Raw genomic sequence first — 16,480 nt, 5'->3', positions numbered from 1 at the left:
ATCAGAGCCGGGTCGGGCCCGGCTCAGACGTCGGTCCTGACCAGTCGGTACGCCGCCCCGGCCAGGGTCAGCGCCACCCAGCCGGCGAAGACGGCCAGGCCCGCGCCGGGCGACAGGGTGTCGGAGGACTGGTGCAGGGCGTACACCGCCTGGCCCGCGGTGCTCGGGAAGTAGGGGCTGAGGGTGTCGTACCAGGAGTCGGGCAGCAGCGAGGCCAGTCCGGGCAGGATCAGCAGGATGCCGACCAGGGAGGCGATGGCCCCGGCGGAGTTGCGCAGCAGCACGCCCAGCGCCACCCCGAAGACGGCGACCAGACCGAGGTAGAGGCCGGCCCCGGCCAGGCTGCGCAGCACACCGTCGTCGCCCAGGGACAGGGAGATGCGCTCGCCGTCCAGGCCCGGCGAGCCGAGTCCGAACGCGGCCAGCGCGCCGAGCGTGCTGAGGACCAGGGCGATCGGGCCGATCACGGCGGCCTTCGCCCACAGCACCGGCAGCCGGCGCGGGACGGCGGCGAGCGTGGAGCGGATCATGCCGGTGCTGTACTCGCCCGCCGACAGCAGCACCCCGAGCACACCCATGGCCAGCGAGGCGAAGGTGACGCCGGTCAGGGCCAGGCTGACCGCGTCGCTGTCACCGCCGCTCCGGCCGGGCGGGCCGCCCGGGGTGGCGCCGGCGCTGTAGGTGTAGCTGGCGATGGTCCCGAAGAGGACCAGCAGGAACACGGCGACCGCGAGGGTGATCCAACTGGAGCGCAGCGACCAGAACTTGGCCCACTCCGAGCGCAGCACCCGGACGCCGGTCACCTTGTACGTCGTCGGACGGGCGGGAGCGATGCTGGTGACGGTCATCAGGCGGCCTTTCGCGCGGTGTCGGCCGGAGCGCTCTGGTACTCGACCGCGTCCCGGGTGAGGTCCATGAACGCCGTCTCCAGGGAGACGGCCCGCGGGGTGAGTTCGTACAGCGGTACGCCGTGCAGGGCGGCGATCGTCCCGATCTCCCGGGCGTCCCGGCCCGCGACCATCAGCTCCTCGGCGGACGAGGAACTGATCGTGACGTCGGGTCCTGCCAGCAGCGAGCGCAGCTTCGCGGGCTCACCGGTGACGACCTTCACACCGCCGCCGCCCGCCTCCCTGGTGAAGTCGTCGACCGTGGTGTCCGCGAGCAGCCGGCCCCGCCCGATGATCACCAGATGGTCGGCGATCAGCGCGGTCTCGCTCATCAGGTGCGAGGAGAGCATCACGGCCCGGCCCTCGTCGGCGAGCCGGCGCAGCAGGTTGCGCACCCAGAGCACGCCCTCCGGGTCGAGGCCGTTGACCGGTTCGTCGAGCATCACGATCGCCGGGTCGCCGAGCAGCGCGGAGGCGATGCCGAGCCGCTGGCCCATGCCGAGCGAGAAGGCGCCGACACGCTTGCCGGCCACACTGGTCAGCCCGGCCAGCTCGATCACCTCGTCGACGCGGCTGCGCGGAATGCCGTGCGTGTACGCCAGCGCCATCAGATGGTTGACGGCGGTCCGTCCCGGGTGGACGGACTTGGCCTCGAGGAGGGTGCCGATCTCCTGCAGGGGCGCGGAGTGCCGGGCATAGGAACGGCCGTTGACGGTGACCGAGCCGTGGGTGGGGGCGTCCAGGCCGACGATCATCCGCATGGTCGTGGACTTGCCGGCGCCGTTGGGACCGAGGAAGCCGGTCACCTCGCCCGGCTTGACGGTGAAGCTCAGGTGGTCGACGACGGTCTTGTCGCCATAGCGCTTTGTCAGTTCGCGCGCCTCGATCATGAAGCTGGGCCTTCCTGCCTCGCACTCGGCCGCGGTCGGTCTTGTTCGCGGCTGTCGTCATCGACGCTAGGTGCGGGCGTCCCCCGGGCCCTGGGACCCCGGGGGAATCTTCGGCGGGGGAGTGGTACCGGGGTACCACTCCCGACGGCCCGGCCGTACTGCGTCCGGACCAGTGCCCGTGCCGTCAGCCCTGCTTGAGCGCGGCCATCGCGATCCGCTGCGCCACCGGGTTCATCTCCTCGCCCTTGGCGTCGGTCGAGCCGACCGAGTAGACGAGGGTCCGGCTCAGGTCCCGGGTCCCGGCGAGCACCGCGCTGTAGCCGTACCGGGAGCCCGACTTGAGCCAGTACACCCGGCCGTCGTACGCGAAGCGCTGCAACCCGGCGCTGTAGGTGGCCCCTTCGATGTGCGCCGGGACCGTGAACATCTCCTCCAGATACGGTCCCGGGGGCACGATCCGACCGCGGAAGAGGGAGGTCAGCAGCCGTTCCAGGTCGGCGGTCGTGGAGATCATGTCGCCGGCCGCGAACCGGTCCGCCTGGTTCCAGTCGGTGACGTCCACGAACGACGTCGTCCCGTCGGCCTCCGTCACCTTCTGGTAGCCGTGGTTGTGCGGGCCGAGGATGCGCGGGTCGGTGCCGGGGAAGTAGGTGTCCCGCATCCCGGCGGGACGGAGCACGAGCCGGGTGGCCTCGGAGGCGTACGACTGTCCGGTCACCTTCTCGATCAGCAGCCCGAGCACGGTGTAGTTGATGTTGAGGTAGTCCTGCTTCCTGCCCGGGCAGAACTCCGGCCCCTTCGCCACCGCCGACCGGACCACCTGCTCCGGGGTGAGGGTGTCGAAGCGGTGCGCGTACTGCGCCTCGAAGGAGTCGCCCCAGCCGTCGCCCGCCTGGATACCGCTGGTGTGGTTCAGCAACTGCCGGACGGTGATGGGCCGGAAGGCGCGGGTGAAGAGGCCGGGGAGGTAGCGCTGGACGGGGCGGTCGAGGTCGATCCTGCCTTGTGCGGCCAGTTCCAGTACGGCCGCCGCCGTCACCACCTTCGTCGTCGAACCGGCCCGGAAGCGGCCGTCCGGGTCCGCCGCGCCGCCGCTCGTCAGGTCGTGCACGCCCGCGCTGCCGCGCCAGGCGCCGTCGGTGCCGCCCACCCGGACGAGCGCGGCGGTGGCGTCCGCGTCGGGCAGCCCGGCGATCGCGGCGCGCAGGGCCTCGGCGTCCGGGGCGGCGGTGGCGGGCGCGGTGACGGCGGGTGCGGCTGCGGGTGCGGCGAGGGCGGGTGCCACCAGCGGTCCGGCCGCGAGGGCGAGGACGAGGGAGGCGGCGAGGGCGGTGCTCCGGGTGCGGACACGCATGCGTGAGCTCCAGGGGAGGGGATGGGTGAAGGGACCTGATCATCCTGCGGGGGCACGGCCGTCGCCGGATCGTCGCCGAGGAGGGTGTACGCCCCTGAGTCGCCCCTCATCAACTGCCCTTCAAGATAAGAGAGTTACGGGGGATGACCCGTAGGGGTGCGGGCGGTGGGGAGGGCGGGGTGGAAAAAGTGTTATCCCGGAATCCGTACTCCGTCTCCACACTGTGATCCCCGACATTGCCAAGCTCACCGCCCCGGCTGAGAAGGTGCGGTCATGAGGACGGACGTGCACGTGTCGCGGCAGTGGCGCGCCACCATCGCGGCCGCGCAGGCCGGCGACCGGCGGGCGCTGGACGAACTGGTCGAGGGCTGGCTGCCCTTGGTCTACAACGTGGTCGGCCGCGCCCTCAACGGCCACGCCGACGTCGACGACGTCGTCCAGGAGACCATGCTGCGCGCCGTCGGCCACCTCGGCAGCCTCCGCGACCCGGACAGCTTCCGGTCCTGGCTGGTGGCGATCGCCATGCGGCAGATACGCGACCGGGCGCGCCGCAGACAGGAGCGGAAGCTGGACGAGGGCGTCCCGGACGGCACCGCCGACTTCGCCGAACTCACCGTGCTGCGCCTCCAGTTGGAGGGCCAGCGGCGGGAGGTCGCGGAGGCGGTGCGCTGGCTGGACGCCGAGGACCGGCAGCTGGTGTCCCTGTGGTGGCTGGAGGTCTCCGGCGAACTCACCCGGCGCGGGCTGGCGGCGGCCGTCGGCATCAGCCGCCAGCACGCCGCCGTCCGCGTGCAGCGGATGAAGGAACGGCTGGAGATCTCGCGGGGCATCGTGCGCGCGCTGGACGGCGCCTGTCCCGAGCTGCGCGAGCTGACCGCCCGCTGGGACGGGCACCCCGACTCCGTCTGGCGCAAGCGGCTGGCCCGGCACATCCGGGGCTGCGGCTACTGCGGCGACCCCCGCGACTCCGTCGTACCGGCGGAACGGCTGCTGGTCGGGATCGCGCTGGTACCGGTGCCGGTGGGGTTCACGCTGTCGCTGGCGCTGGGCGGCAAGACCGCGGTCGCGGCGACCTCCGTCGGCTGGTCGGCGAAGGTGCTGGGCGCGCTGACCAAGCCCGCGGTGGCGGTCACGGCGGGGGCGACCATCGTGGCGGGCGGTGCGTACGTCGTCGTACAGACCCCGGACCGTCCGGCACCGCACACGGCCACCGCGCCCACGGCGGCGGTCACCGGCGCGCCGGAGCCGGCACCGAGCCCGTCGGCCACTGCCTCGTCGGCGTCGCCCTCCGCCTCGCCGTCACCGTCCCCGTCGGCGAGCACCGCTCGGTACGGCTCGGTCGTCGACGCGGTCGACAAGGCGCCGGACCCGGACACCCGCCCCGGCACGCTGCCGCACCGGCCGGAGACGGGGATCACCAGCACGGGCGGGGCGCACGCCGTCCTGAACCACCGCGGGGACAACGTGACGCTCACCGGCCGGGGCTATGTCCTCGTCCGCTGGCAGATCGCCCCGCTGTCCCGGGCCGGGAGTCTCGTCATGCCCAGCTGGACCGGCCTGAAGGGCCGGCTCTTCCATGTGGCGTCGGGCGGCGGCCGCCGGATGGACGACCGCATCAGCAGCACCGACGCCTCCTCCACCGGCATGGGCAGCTCGGCCACCGGCTACGCCGTCCTGCCGGCCGGCACCCAGCAGATGTGGCAGAACGAGTACTTCTACGTCGACGGGAGCGTGACGTTCACGGTCAACGAGCGGGGGGCGGACTACGGGGCGAGCGTCTTCCCGTCGACCTGGGACGCGGTGGAGAAGGACGTGCTGTACGGGCCGCCGGACGGGGCCGTCCGGTACGGGCTGGTCCGGGACGACGGGAAGGACTCGGCGCCGGTGCCGCAGTACGCGACACGGGGGACGCCGAGCGATCCGGCGACGGTCGCTCAGCGGTCGGTCGTGTAGCGCCGGAGCGAGTCGAGCACGTCCACCCGGTTCGTGGTGATCGAGTCGACGCCCATGTCCAGCAGGCGGCGCATCGAGCGGCGGGTGTCCGGGGTCCAGCACGAGACCAGGCAGCCGCTGCGGTGGACGTGCTCGGTCAGGGCGTGGTCGAGCAGGGTGAAGCGGTAGTTGAGGTAGCGGGGGCGGATCACGTCCAGGAGCGCCGGGCGCGCGGGTGCCAGGGTCTTGCGGGTCAGGGCGATCTCCGCCGCCGCGTCCGCCGCCCGTACCGCCAGCATCGCCGCCGCGTCTCCCGTGTAGTAGACGCGCTCCGTCGCACCGCACTCCCGGGCCACGGCCACGATCCGGGCCACCGCCCGCTCGCTGGGGTCGCCGGGCAGGTCGATCATCACCCGGCTGCCCTCCGCCGCCGCCAGCGCCTCGGCGAGCGTCGGCACGCCGCCCGCCGTGAGGCCGCGCACCTCGTCCGCCGACAGCGCGCTCAGCGGGCGGTCGACGTCCCAGAGCCGGTTCAGGGTCTCGTCGTGCAGGAGGACGGGGACGCCGTCACGCGTCAGCCGTACGTCGATCTCCACCGCGTCCGCGCCCTGTTGGAGCGCGGAACGCAGGGAGTCCGGCGTGTTCTCGCGGAAGCGGTAGGGGTCGCCGCGGTGGGCCACGGCGGTCACGGTCTGCATGAGCCCATGTTCTCAGGGCCCCGCAGGGGATTTTCAGGGGGCGAGCCATGCCTTCGTGTACGCGTCGATCTCGGCCGAGATCCGCGCCTTGCCCGCCTGGTCCAGGAAGGAGGCCTCCACCGCGTTCTTGGCGAGGTCGGCGACGCCGCGCTCGTCGAGGCCGAGGAGGCGGGCGGCGACCGCGTACTCGTTGTTCAGGTCGGTGCCGAACATCGGCGGGTCGTCGGAGTTGACCGTGACCAGCACGCCCGCGTCCACGAAGTCCTTGATCGGGTGCTCTTCGAGGGTGCGGACCGCGCGCGTGGCGATGTTGGAGGTCGGGCACACCTCCAGGGCGATGCGCCGCTCGGCGAGGTGGGCGAGGAGCTTCGGGTCCTGCGCGGCGCTGGTGCCGTGGCCGATGCGCTCGGCGTGCAGTTCGACGAGGGCGTCCCAGACCGTGCCGGGTCCCGTGGTCTCCCCGGCGTGCGGGACGGAGTGCAGGCCGGCCGCCACGGCCCGGTCGAAGTACGGCTTGAACTGCGGCCGGGGCACGCCGATCTCGGGGCCGCCGAGACCGAAGGAGACCAGGCCCTCCGGGCGGAGCCGGTCGTCGGTCGCGAGCCGCACCGTCTCCTCGGCGGCCTCCAGGCCCGCCTCGCCGGGAATGTCGAAGCACCAGCGCAGCAGCGTCCCGAACTCGGCCTCCGCCGCCTTCCTCGCGTCCTCGATCGCGTCCATGAAGGCCCGTGCGTCGATCCCGCGGCGGGTGGAGGAGAAGGGGGTGATGGTCAGCTCGGCGTAGCGCACCTGCTGGCGGGCCAGCTCGCGGGCCACCTCGTAGGTGAGCAGCCGGACGTCCTCGGGCGTGCGGATCAGGTCGACGACCGAGAGATAGACCTCGATGAAGTGGGCGAAGTCCGTGAACGTGAAGTAGTCGGCCAGGGCTTCGGGGTCGGTGGGAACCCTGGAGTCGGGGTGCCGGGCGGCCAGTTCCGACACGATCCGGGGGGAGGCGGAGCCGACGTGGTGGACATGCAGTTCGGCCTTGGGCAGCCCGGCGATGAAGGCGTGCACGTCGCGGAGGGCGGGTTCGGTGTGGCGGTCGGTCAAGGGTTCCTCCCCGGAACGGCGCGGGGCCGCCTTCGGCGGTGGTACGGCCCTGAGCTGGCCCCTTGCGCGGTGATCGGCTGATCGGTGATTCGGGGCCATCGTAGGCCGGACCGGCGTTCGAGGTGGAAGGGCCTTAGCATGACGGCGGCACGCGTGCGGGAGAGGGGACATCGCGAGATGGCTGACGAGGCGCCTGAGGCTCCGAAGATACGGCTGGACAAGACGGCCGAGGAGAGGGAGGGGGCCGGGGCGGAGCCGTCGGTACCGCCCTCGATCCATGACCAGCGGACGGTCGCGGCGATGCCGGGGGCGGAGGACGGGGTGCCGGCCCAGGGCTGGGCGAACCCCTTCGCGGCGCCGTCGGACGCGGCTCCGGCTCCGGCTCCTGCTCCGCCGGTGAACCCCTTCGCGGCACCGGGTGCGCAGGGTGCGCAGGGTGCGCAGGGTGCGTATCCGCCGCCGAGTCCCTACGCCCCGCCTGCGCCGCCGTATCCGCAGAGTGCGGCCGTGCCACCGCCGCCGATGGCCCCGGAGGGGCCCGGTCAGGTTCCCTACGGCTACCCGGGCGCACCGGCTCCCGGTCCGGGGTACGGCTACCCCGGGCAGGCGTTTCCGCCCTACCCCGGCGGGCCCGGGGGATACGGCGGCTGGCCCGGTATGCAGCCGATGCCCAACAACGGGCTGGGCACGGCGAGTCTCGTCACCGGGATCATCAGTGTGGTCGGGTTCTGTGCGTGGCCGATCGCGCTGGTGATGGGGGTGCTGGCCATCGTCTTCGGTTCGATCGGGCGGGCCCGGGTCGGGCGGGGGGAGGCCACGAACGGGGGGCAGGCGCTGGCGGGGATCATCTGCGGGTCGGTGGGGCTTCTTCTCGCCGTGGGGTTCATCGTGGTGATCGTGGTGGCAAGCACGCGGTAGGTGGGGGCGGCGCGTGTGTGGGGGCGGCGCGTGGTCGGGTGCGGGTGGGTGGGGGCTGGTCGCGCAGTTCCCCGCGCCCCTTCAGTGGGACCAGTTCCCGTCGGCCGGAAGGGCCCCCACCTGTAGATCTACACCCCCGCCGTCCGCAGCCTCTCCCGTGCCTCCATCAGGGCGAACCCCAGTAGGTTCAGTCCCTTCCACTGTGTTGGGTTCGTCGCCGCCTGGTCCGTCGCCGCCAAGCCGATTCCCCATATCCGGTCCACCGGGCTCGCCTCCACCAGTACCCGGTCGCCGGTGCCGAGCAGGTACTCGCGCAGGGCCGGGTCAGCCCCGAACTTGTGCACGCTGCCGCGCGCCACTATCTCGAAGCGCTCCCGCTCCCAAGTCGCCTCGTCGAAGTTCCGGACCAGTCGGCCCGCCTTCTTCGCCTCGGCGGGATGTCCGGCCGCCACGACCCGGCGCTCCGCCTCCGCGTCCCCGAACAGCCGGGCCTTTCCTGCCATCATCCAGTGCTCGGCGGTCGCGTACGACACACCGTCGACCACGAAGCGTGACGGCCACCACTGGCTCAGGCAGCTCGCCGAGAGCTGTCCGTCCGGCCTCGGCCGGTGTCCCCAGAAGTGCAGGTACTTGATCCCGGCCCCCGCCCGGACCGCCCTGATCAGGGCTTCCGCGGAATCGATCTTCGCCATGCACGCCAGTCTGGCAGGCACCACTGACACTCCGTCCCGCCTTTTCCGCCCCGACTCGACACCTGGTCGACAGATTCCGTCGCGTAACCAAAAGGCAACAACGGAATCACTTGTTGGACTCCCCTTGCTCTGTCAGGATCGGCAGTCAAATCCAGCTGGAGCTACGCCACCCACCCCTCGGGACGGGACGACGGCGGAGGAGAAGCGACATGGACAACCCGGGCACCGCCACCCCGGAGACCTTCCCCGCGCAGGAGCGGCTCGCGGGCGGCGCGCAGTACATCGCGGGACGTTTCAGCAAGGGCACGTCAGGCCGTACGCACGCCGTCGTCGACCCGGCCACCGGCGCGGACGTGTACACGTACGAGCTGGCCGGCACGGAGGACGTCGACCGGGCCGTGGCCGCCGCGCGGGACGCCTTCGACGGGTGGGCCGGGGCGACCCCCGGCGAGCGCTCGGACGCACTGCACCGGTTCGCCGCCGTGCTCGCCGACCGCGCGGAGGAATTCGCCCGCGCCGAGTCCCTCCAGTGCGGCAAGCCGCTCAAGCTGACGCGTGAGTTCGACGTGCCGGGGACCATCGACAACACCGCGTTCTTCGCGGGGGCCGCCCGGCATCTGCAGGGGCAGGCGGCCGGTGAGTACTCCGGCGACCACACGTCGTACATCCGCCGTGAACCCATCGGCGTCGTCGGGTCGATCGCGCCCTGGAACTATCCGCTCCAGATGGCCGCCTGGAAGATCCTCCCGGCGATCGCGGCCGGCAACACCATCGTGCTCAAGCCGGCCGAGCTGACCCCGCTGACCTCGCTGCTCTTCGCCGAGGCGGCCACCTACGCCGGTATCCCCGACGGTGTCATCAACATCGTCACCGGGACCGGGAAGGTGGCCGGTGAACATCTCGTCGGGCACCCCGACGTCGCCATGACCTCCTTCACCGGCTCCACCGGTGTCGGAAAGCGGGTGGCGGAGGTCGCGACGGCGACCGTGAAGCGGCTCCACCTGGAGCTGGGCGGCAAGGCGCCGTTCGTCGTGTTCGACGACGCCGATCTGGAGGCGGCCGTCAACGGGGCCGTCGCCGGGGCGCTCATCAACACCGGGCAGGACTGCACCGCCGCCACCCGCGCCTACGTGCAGCGGCCGCTCTACGAGGCCTTCGTCGAGCAGACGGCCGCCCTGATGGAGACCGTGCGGCTGGGCGACCCGTTCGCCCCCGGCACCGACCTCGGGCCGCTGATCTCGCACGCCCAGCGGGACCGGGTCGCCGGCTTCGTCGAGCGGGCGCGCGGCTACGCACGCGTGGTGACCGGCGGCGAGCCGCCGCTGGACGAGCTGAAGAGCGGTGCGTACTACCGGCCCACGCTGATCGCCGACGCCCCGCAGGACAGCGAGATCGTCCAGTCCGAGATCTTCGGGCCGGTGCTGGTCGTTCTGCCGTTCGACAGTGATGATGAGGGCATCCGGCTGGCCAACGACACCCCGTACGGCCTGGCCGCCTCCGCGTGGAGCAGCAGCGTCTACCGGGCGAATCGCGCCACCCGCGAGATCAAGGCGGGGTGTGTGTGGGTCAACGACCACATTCCGATCATCAGCGAGATGCCGCACGGCGGCTACAAGGCGTCCGGCTTCGGCAAGGACATGTCGGCGTACTCGTTCGAGGAGTACACCCAGGTCAAGCACGTAATGTTCGACAACACGGCGGTTGCTCGGAAGGACTGGCACCGCACGATCTTCGGGGACCGATAGTCACTCCTGAGGCCGCTCATCACGGCCCTCTTCCCGAAAGGGCATCAAGCGCATGAGGCAGTACGAGCCCGACCGTCCGACGCCGGTCGAAGTGGCCGCCATGCGGCGCAGCCTCCGCACCGGCCGGGCCGCCCTGGCCCGCCGGTCGTTCCTGGGCGGTGCGCTCGCGGTGGGCGGCGTCGGGGCGCTGAGCGCCTGCGGTATCCCCGCGGCCGGCAAGTCCCAGGGCGGCGTCTCCGCCGACGACCACTCGGCGACGGAGAAGGTCGTCAACTTCTCCAACTGGCCCGAGTACATCGACGTGGACGACAGCGGGAAGAACCGTCCGACGCTGGACGCGTTCCGCAAGCGGACCGGCATCACGGTGAAGTACACCGAGGACATCAACGACAACGACGAGTTCTTCGGCAAGATCCAGCCGCAGCTCGCCGCGGGCCAGGACACCGACCGGGACCTGATCGTCCTCACCGACTGGCTGGCCGCCCGCATGATCCGGCTCGGCTACGTCCAGAAACTGGACGCGTCCAACCTGCCGCATGCCTTCGCCAACCTGTCGGACCAGTTCCGCAGCCCCGACTGGGACCCGGGCCGGGCCTACTCGTACCCCTGGCAGGGCATCTCGACCGTCGTCGCCTTCAACAAGAAGGCCCTGGACGGCGTCGAGGTGAAGTCGGTCTCCGACCTGCTCGACAACCCCGCGCTCAAGGGCCGGGTCGGCCTGCTGACCGAGATGCGTGACACCGTCGGCATGACCATGCTCGACATGGGCAAGGACCCGGCGAAGTTCACCGACGACGACTTCGACGCGGTGATCGCCCGGCTGCAGAAGGCCGTCGACAACGGCCAGATCCGCCGTTTCACCGGCAACGACTACACCTCGGACCTCAGCAAGGGCGACCTGGCGGCCTGTGTGGCCTGGGCCGGTGACATCGTGCAGCTCCAGTCCGACAACCCGGACGTCTCCTATGTCATCCCGGACAGCGGCTACATGACGTCGACCGACAACATGCTGATCCCCAACAAGGCGCGCCACAAGACGAACGCCGAGCGGCTCATCGACTACTACTACGAGCCCGGCCCGGCCGCCGCACTCGCCGCCTACATCAACTACGTCAGCCCGGTCGCGGACGTGAAGCCCTACCTCGCCAAGATCGACAAGTCGGCGGCGGACAACCCGCTGATCGTTCCCGACAAGGCCATGCAGGCCAGGTCCCATGCCTTCCGCTCGCTGAGCTCGAAGGAAGAGACGGCATACCAGCAGAAGTTCGCGAAGCTCACAGGGGCGTGACGACACCATGACGACAGACAGCAGCGGCGACGTCCGCCTCACCGGCATCGGCAAGACCTACGACAACGGCTTCACCGCCGTGAAACCGATGGACCTGACCGTGCCCCAGGGTTCCTTCTTCGCCCTGCTCGGCGCCTCCGGCTGCGGCAAGACGACCACCTTGCGCATGATCGCGGGGCTCGAGGAGCCGACCAGCGGCACCGTGCACCTCGGCGACCAGGACGTGACCCACCTGCCGCCGTACAAGCGGCCGGTGAACACGGTCTTCCAGTCCTACGCGCTCTTCCCGCACCTCGACATCTTCGAGAACGTCGCCTTCGGCCTGCGCCGGCGCGGCATCAAGAGCGTGAAGAAGCAGGTCGAGGACATGCTGGAGCTGGTCCAGCTGGGGGAGCAGGCGCGCAAGAAACCGCACCAGCTCTCCGGCGGCCAGCAGCAGCGGGTCGCGGTGGCCCGCGCCCTCATCAACCACCCCAAGGTGCTCCTCCTCGACGAGCCGCTCGGCGCCCTCGACCTCAAGCTGCGCCGCCAGATGCAGCTGGAGCTCAAGCGGATCCAGACCGAGGTCGGCATCACCTTCGTCCACGTCACGCACGACCAGGAGGAGGCCATGACCATGGCCGACACGGTCGCGGTGATGAACGCGGGACGGGTGGAGCAGCTCGGCTCGCCCACCGACCTGTACGAGAACCCCAACACCACCTTCGTCGCCAACTTCCTCGGCACCTCGAACCTGATCGAGGCCGAGGTCGACACGAAGAGCGGGGACGACATCATCCTCAAGGCCGGCGGCGGCAAGCTGGTGCTGCCCGAGGCGCGATGTTCGGCGCCGACCCGGACGGGCGGCAAGGTGCTCGTCGGGATCCGGCCCGAGAAGATCTCCCTCACGCACGCCGACGACGCCGGCTCGATCCCCGAGGGGCGCAACCGGATCACCGGCAAGATCGCCGACGCCAGTTTCATCGGCGTCTCCACGCAGTACGTCATCGACAGCGCGGTCTGCCCCGAGTTCGAGGTGTACGTGCAGAACGTCGACCGCGACGGCCGGCTCGTCCCGGGCGCCGACGTCGTCCTGCACTGGAGCCCGGCCCACACCTTCGGTCTCGACGCCGCAATGGACATCGACGCCGGCACCGAGGAGGAAGCCGCCTGATGGCCACGCTCTCCGAGGCGCCGCCGCCGCTGGCGCCCGCCGAACCCGAGGCGACGAAGCCCCCGCGCAGACGCGGCCGCTTCACGCCGTACTGGCTGCTGCTGCCCGGCCTGCTCTGGCTGGTGATCTTCTTCGCGCTGCCGATGATCTACCAGGCGTCCACGTCGATCCAGACGGGTTCCCTGGAAGAGGGCTACAAGGTCACCTGGCACTTCGCGACCTACTGGGACGCGCTGAGCGAGTACTGGCCGCAGTTCCTGCGGTCCGTCTTCTACGCGGCCGGGGCGACCGTGCTCTGCCTGCTGCTCGGCTACCCGCTGGCGTACCTGATCGCCTTCCGTGCGGGCCGCTGGCGGAACCTCATCATGATCCTGGTGATCGCGCCGTTCTTCACCAGCTTCCTGATCCGCACCCTGGCCTGGAAGACGATCCTCGCCGACAACGGCCCGGTCGTGCACGTACTGAACTCGCTGCACATCCTGGACCTCACCGACTTCCTCGGCTGGACGGCCGGCGACCGGGTGCTGGCCACGCCGCTCGCGGTGGTGTGCGGACTGACGTACAACTTCCTGCCGTTCATGATCCTGCCGCTCTACACCTCGCTGGAGCGCATCGACGGACGGCTGCACGAGGCGGCGGGCGATCTGTACGCCAAGCCGTGGACGACCTTCCGGAAGGTCACCTTCCCGCTGTCGATGCCGGGCGTGGTCTCCGGCACGCTGCTGACCTTCATCCCGGCGGCCGGTGACTACGTCAACGCCGAACTCCTCGGCTCGACCGACACCCGCATGATCGGAAACGTGATCCAGACGCAGTTCCTGCGGATTCTCGACTATCCGACGGCGGCCGCGCTCTCCTTCATCCTCATGGCCGCGATCCTTTTCATGGTCACGATCTACATTCGCCGGTCCGGGACGGAGGACCTGGTCTAAATGCCCTTCGTCAACTGGTTCAAGAAGCGTCTCGTCGTCATCGCGGGACTGCTCACCCTCGGATATCTGCTGCTTCCGAACGTCATCGTCACGGTGTTCTCCTTCAACAAACCGAAGGGGCGCTTCAACTACGAGTGGCAGCAGTTCTCGCTCGACGCCTGGAAGCAGCCGTGCGGGGTCGCCGACATGTGCGGCTCGCTCTCCATCAGCCTCCAGATCGCCGCCCTGGCGACGATCGGCGCCACGGTCCTCGGCACGATGATCGCCTTCGCCCTGGTCCGCTACCGGTTCCGCGCCCGCGGCGCCGTGAACTCGCTGATCTTCCTGCCGATGGCGATGCCCGAGGTCGTCATGGCGGCCTCGCTGCTCACCCTCTTCCTGAACATGGGCGCCCAGCTCGGCTTCTACACGATCCTGATCGCCCACATCATGTTCTGCCTCAGCTTCGTCGTCACCGCGGTCAAGGCGCGCGTGATGTCGATGGACCCGCGCCTGGAGGAGGCGGCCCGGGACCTCTACGCCGGACCGGTGCAGACGTTCGTCAGGGTCACCCTCCCCATCGCGGCCCCCGGAATCGCGGCGGGCGCGCTGCTGTCCTTCGCGCTCTCCTTCGACGATTTCATCATCACCAATTTCAACGCGGGCTCCACCGTCACCTTCCCCATGTTCGTCTGGGGTTCGGCACAGCGCGGCACGCCCGTCCAGATCAATGTCATCGGTACGGCCATGTTCCTGGTCGCGGTACTGCTCGTGCTGGTATCGATGCTCATCACCAACCGCCGCACCAGGCAAAAGGCATAAAGAAACTCTGTAGGGAGTTGAAAATCATGGCCCCAAGCGCCATGAGCCGTCAGGCAGATTGGACCAGGTCTCTCTCCGAAGCACAGCCGGTTCCGTACTGGCTCGAAGACCCCGGCAAGCCCCACCCCGAGCCCGCGCTCACCGGCGCCGACACCTGCGACCTGCTGGTCGTCGGCGGCGGATACAGCGGACTGTGGACCGCGCTCAACGCCAAGGAGCGCGACCCCGGTCGCGAGGTGGTTCTGCTGGAAGGCCGTGAGGTGGGCTGGGCCGCCTCCGGCCGCAACGGCGGGTTCTGCGCCGCCTCTCTCACCCACGGGCTGCCCAACGGGCTCGCCCGCTGGCCCGGTGAGATCCACCGCCTGGAGGAGCTGGGCCGGCGCAACCTCGACGACATCGAGGCCGCCGTCGCCAGGCACGGCATGGACTGCGACTTCGAGCGCACCGGCGAGATCGACGTGGCCACCGAGCCCTACCAGGCCCGGGAACTGCGCGACTGGCACCAGGAACTGGAGCGGAAGGGCCTCGCGGACGGCATCGCGTTCCTCGACGCCGACGCGCTGCGCGCGCAGGTGAACTCGCCCACCTTCGAGGCCGGCCTGTGGGACCGCCGGGGCGTGGCCATGGTCAACCCGGCCAAGCTCGCCTGGGGCCTCAAGCAGGCCTGCCTCGCCCTCGGCGTCCGGGTGTACGAGCACACACCCGCCCTCGAACTGAAGCCGCACGGCGCCGGCATGGCCGTACGCACCCCGTACGGCTCGGTCCGGGCCCGGCGGGTCGCGCTCGGCACCAACATCTTCCCGAACCTGCTCAAGCGGGTCCGCGCCTACACCGTCCCGGTCTACGACTACGCCCTGATGACCGAGCCGCTCACCGCCGAGCAGCTCGGCGCGATCGGCTGGAAGAACCGGCAGGGCCTCGGCGACTCGGCCAACCAGTTCCACTACTTCCGCCTGTCGGCCGACAACCGGATCCTCTGGGGCGGCTACGACGCCATCCACCACTACGGCGGCCGGGTCCGCGCCGAGTACGACGACCGCCCGGAGACCTACGCCAAGCTCGCCGGGCACTTCTTCACCTGCTTCCCGCAGCTGGAGGGCGTCCGCTTCACCCACGCGTGGGGCGGCGCGATCGACACCTGCTCCCGCTTCTCGGCGTTCTTCGGCACCGCCCACCAGGGGCGGGTGGCGTACGCGGCCGGGTACACCGGCCTCGGCGTCGGTGCGACCCGGTTCGGCGCCGACGTGATGCTGGACCTGCTGGCCGGCGAGGAGACCGAGCGCACCCGCCTGGAGATGGTCCGCAAGAAGCCGCTGCCGTTCCCGCCCGAGCCGTTCGCCTGGACGGGCATCGCCCTCACCAAGTGGTCGCTCGCCCGCGCCGACGCCCACGGAGGCCGCCGCAACCTGTGGCTCAGGGCGATGGACCGGATGGGACTGGGCTTCGACAGCTGACCCGTTCGGGCATGTGATCCAGCTCACTCCAACGGGGTGGCGAAACCCGCGTAATGCCCCTGGAAGACCTCCCTCTCTCCCCGTGACGCGACGCCCGCGTCGACGAGTGGGACTGGGAGGTCTTCTGATGACTGGGGCGAAGACGGCGGTCGAATGGCTGGCATCCGTCGCACCTGATCCCGAGGCATGCCGCTGGGAATGGGAGCGCAACCCCCTCGGGGTCGCGCTGCTGCCCGCCGGCAGGGCCTGGGACGTACTGATCCTGCCGGGCGAGCTCGGCTACCCCACGCTCGACGTGCTCACCCGCGTCCTCGACCAACCAGGGCCCGTCCTGGTCGACTTCGGGGACAGCCGGGTGGGCTTCTTCGTGCCGCCCGGGACGGCCGCGCGGTGGCTCGGCACCGGGATCCGCACGGCGGGCGCCGGCACCTGGATCGTCGTGCCGTATCCCGGCCGGTCGACCCAGGGGGTGCGGTGGCTGGTGGTGCCGGACGGGTCGGGGACGCTGACGGATCCGGCGCTGCTGGAGCTGGCGATGCACGAGGCTGCCGCCGGCCTGGCTGACGGTGACTAGGCGCCGTTCGCGTGTCGGTTGTCGGTCGGCCGCGGCTGCGTCGTGGCTGGTCGCGCAGTTCCCCGCGCCC

Annotated in this window: 14 protein-coding genes and 1 pseudogene; 9 read left to right on the top strand and 6 right to left on the bottom strand. The window is 70.7% G+C overall.

Going from position 1 to position 16,480, the window contains the following annotated elements; genetic code table 11:
• Nucleotides 1–23 precede the first annotated feature (23 nt).
• From ACFWXC_RS39660 to ACFWXC_RS39650, 3 genes are all read right to left on the bottom strand, one after another.
• Nucleotides 24–848, bottom strand: coding sequence for an ABC transporter permease (locus ACFWXC_RS39660; protein WP_384486751.1), 825 nt, complete (start codon nucleotides 846–848; stop codon nucleotides 24–26).
• Nucleotides 848–1,777 (bottom strand): ABC transporter ATP-binding protein, encoded by a 930-nt coding sequence (locus ACFWXC_RS39655; RefSeq protein ID WP_384486749.1) that lies wholly within the window; start codon nucleotides 1,775–1,777, stop codon nucleotides 848–850. Before ACFWXC_RS39655 ends, ACFWXC_RS39660 begins: the two co-directional genes overlap by 1 nt.
• A gap of 184 nt (nucleotides 1,778–1,961) precedes the next feature.
• Entirely contained in the window at nucleotides 1,962–3,131 is a 1,170-nt protein-coding gene (locus ACFWXC_RS39650) for a serine hydrolase domain-containing protein (RefSeq protein ID WP_384486747.1), read from the bottom strand.
• 273 nt (nucleotides 3,132–3,404) lie between these two features.
• Between ACFWXC_RS39650 and ACFWXC_RS39645 the strand changes: the two genes are divergently transcribed.
• Nucleotides 3,405–5,084 (top strand): RNA polymerase sigma factor, encoded by a 1,680-nt coding sequence (locus ACFWXC_RS39645; protein WP_384486745.1) that lies wholly within the window; start codon nucleotides 3,405–3,407, stop codon nucleotides 5,082–5,084.
• Here the strand turns inward: ACFWXC_RS39645 and ACFWXC_RS39640 are convergent.
• Nucleotides 5,066–5,761: a glycerophosphodiester phosphodiesterase gene (locus ACFWXC_RS39640; protein WP_384486743.1), complete on the bottom strand. Its 696-nt coding sequence runs from the start codon at nucleotides 5,759–5,761 to the stop codon at nucleotides 5,066–5,068. The two genes, ACFWXC_RS39645 and ACFWXC_RS39640, sit on opposite strands and share 19 nt — an antisense overlap.
• Before the next feature lie 33 nt (nucleotides 5,762–5,794).
• Nucleotides 5,795–6,968 (bottom strand): annotated as a pseudogene (locus ACFWXC_RS39635) (adenosine deaminase); the annotation flags it as partial.
• Between the two features lie 62 nt (nucleotides 6,969–7,030).
• Here ACFWXC_RS39635 and ACFWXC_RS39630 point away from each other — a divergent pair.
• Entirely contained in the window at nucleotides 7,031–7,771 is a 741-nt protein-coding gene (locus ACFWXC_RS39630; RefSeq protein WP_384486741.1) for a DUF4190 domain-containing protein, read from the top strand.
• Between the two features lie 128 nt (nucleotides 7,772–7,899).
• Here the strand turns inward: ACFWXC_RS39630 and ACFWXC_RS39625 are convergent, their stop codons facing one another.
• Complete coding sequence (locus tag ACFWXC_RS39625) at nucleotides 7,900–8,463, bottom strand: NADAR family protein (protein ID WP_384486739.1); 564 nt, start codon at nucleotides 8,461–8,463, stop codon at nucleotides 7,900–7,902.
• A gap of 209 nt (nucleotides 8,464–8,672) precedes the next feature.
• On the opposite strand from ACFWXC_RS39625, the gene ACFWXC_RS39620 reads away from it, so the two are divergent.
• The 7 genes from ACFWXC_RS39620 to ACFWXC_RS39590 all read left to right on the top strand — a co-directional run bounded on the left by ACFWXC_RS39620 (nucleotide 8,673) and on the right by ACFWXC_RS39590 (nucleotide 16,410).
• The gene (locus ACFWXC_RS39620; protein ID WP_384486737.1) at nucleotides 8,673–10,208 is read left to right on the top strand and encodes a gamma-aminobutyraldehyde dehydrogenase; all 1,536 of its coding nucleotides are present in this window, start codon (nucleotides 8,673–8,675) and stop codon (nucleotides 10,206–10,208) included.
• A 52-nt stretch (nucleotides 10,209–10,260) separates the two neighbouring features.
• Complete coding sequence (locus ACFWXC_RS39615) at nucleotides 10,261–11,496, top strand: PotD/PotF family extracellular solute-binding protein (RefSeq protein ID WP_384486735.1); 1,236 nt, start codon at nucleotides 10,261–10,263, stop codon at nucleotides 11,494–11,496.
• 7 nt (nucleotides 11,497–11,503) lie between these two features.
• Nucleotides 11,504–12,649, top strand: a complete 1,146-nt coding sequence (locus ACFWXC_RS39610) for an ABC transporter ATP-binding protein (protein WP_384486733.1) — start codon at nucleotides 11,504–11,506, stop codon at nucleotides 12,647–12,649.
• Nucleotides 12,649–13,581, top strand: a complete 933-nt coding sequence (locus ACFWXC_RS39605; protein WP_384486731.1) for an ABC transporter permease — start codon at nucleotides 12,649–12,651, stop codon at nucleotides 13,579–13,581. Before ACFWXC_RS39610 ends, ACFWXC_RS39605 begins: the two co-directional genes overlap by 1 nt.
• On the top strand, nucleotides 13,582–14,382 hold the full coding sequence (locus ACFWXC_RS39600) for an ABC transporter permease (RefSeq protein ID WP_384486729.1): 801 nt from the start codon (nucleotides 13,582–13,584) through the stop codon (nucleotides 14,380–14,382).
• 26 nt (nucleotides 14,383–14,408) lie between these two features.
• Nucleotides 14,409–15,836 carry an NAD(P)/FAD-dependent oxidoreductase gene (locus ACFWXC_RS39595; RefSeq protein ID WP_384486727.1) on the top strand — a complete coding sequence of 476 codons (1,428 nt, stop codon included), beginning with the start codon at nucleotides 14,409–14,411 and terminating at the stop codon, nucleotides 15,834–15,836.
• Nucleotides 15,837–15,963: 127 nt separating this feature from the next.
• Nucleotides 15,964–16,410 carry a hypothetical protein gene (locus tag ACFWXC_RS39590; RefSeq protein ID WP_384486725.1) on the top strand — a complete coding sequence of 149 codons (447 nt, stop codon included), beginning with the start codon at nucleotides 15,964–15,966 and terminating at the stop codon, nucleotides 16,408–16,410.
• Nucleotides 16,411–16,480 lie beyond the last annotated feature (70 nt).

Source organism: Streptomyces sp. NPDC058683 (assembly GCF_042716195.1).
Taxonomy (GTDB): Bacteria; Actinomycetota; Actinomycetes; order Streptomycetales; family Streptomycetaceae; genus Streptomyces.
This window is presented reverse-complemented; position numbering and strand designations above follow the sequence as displayed.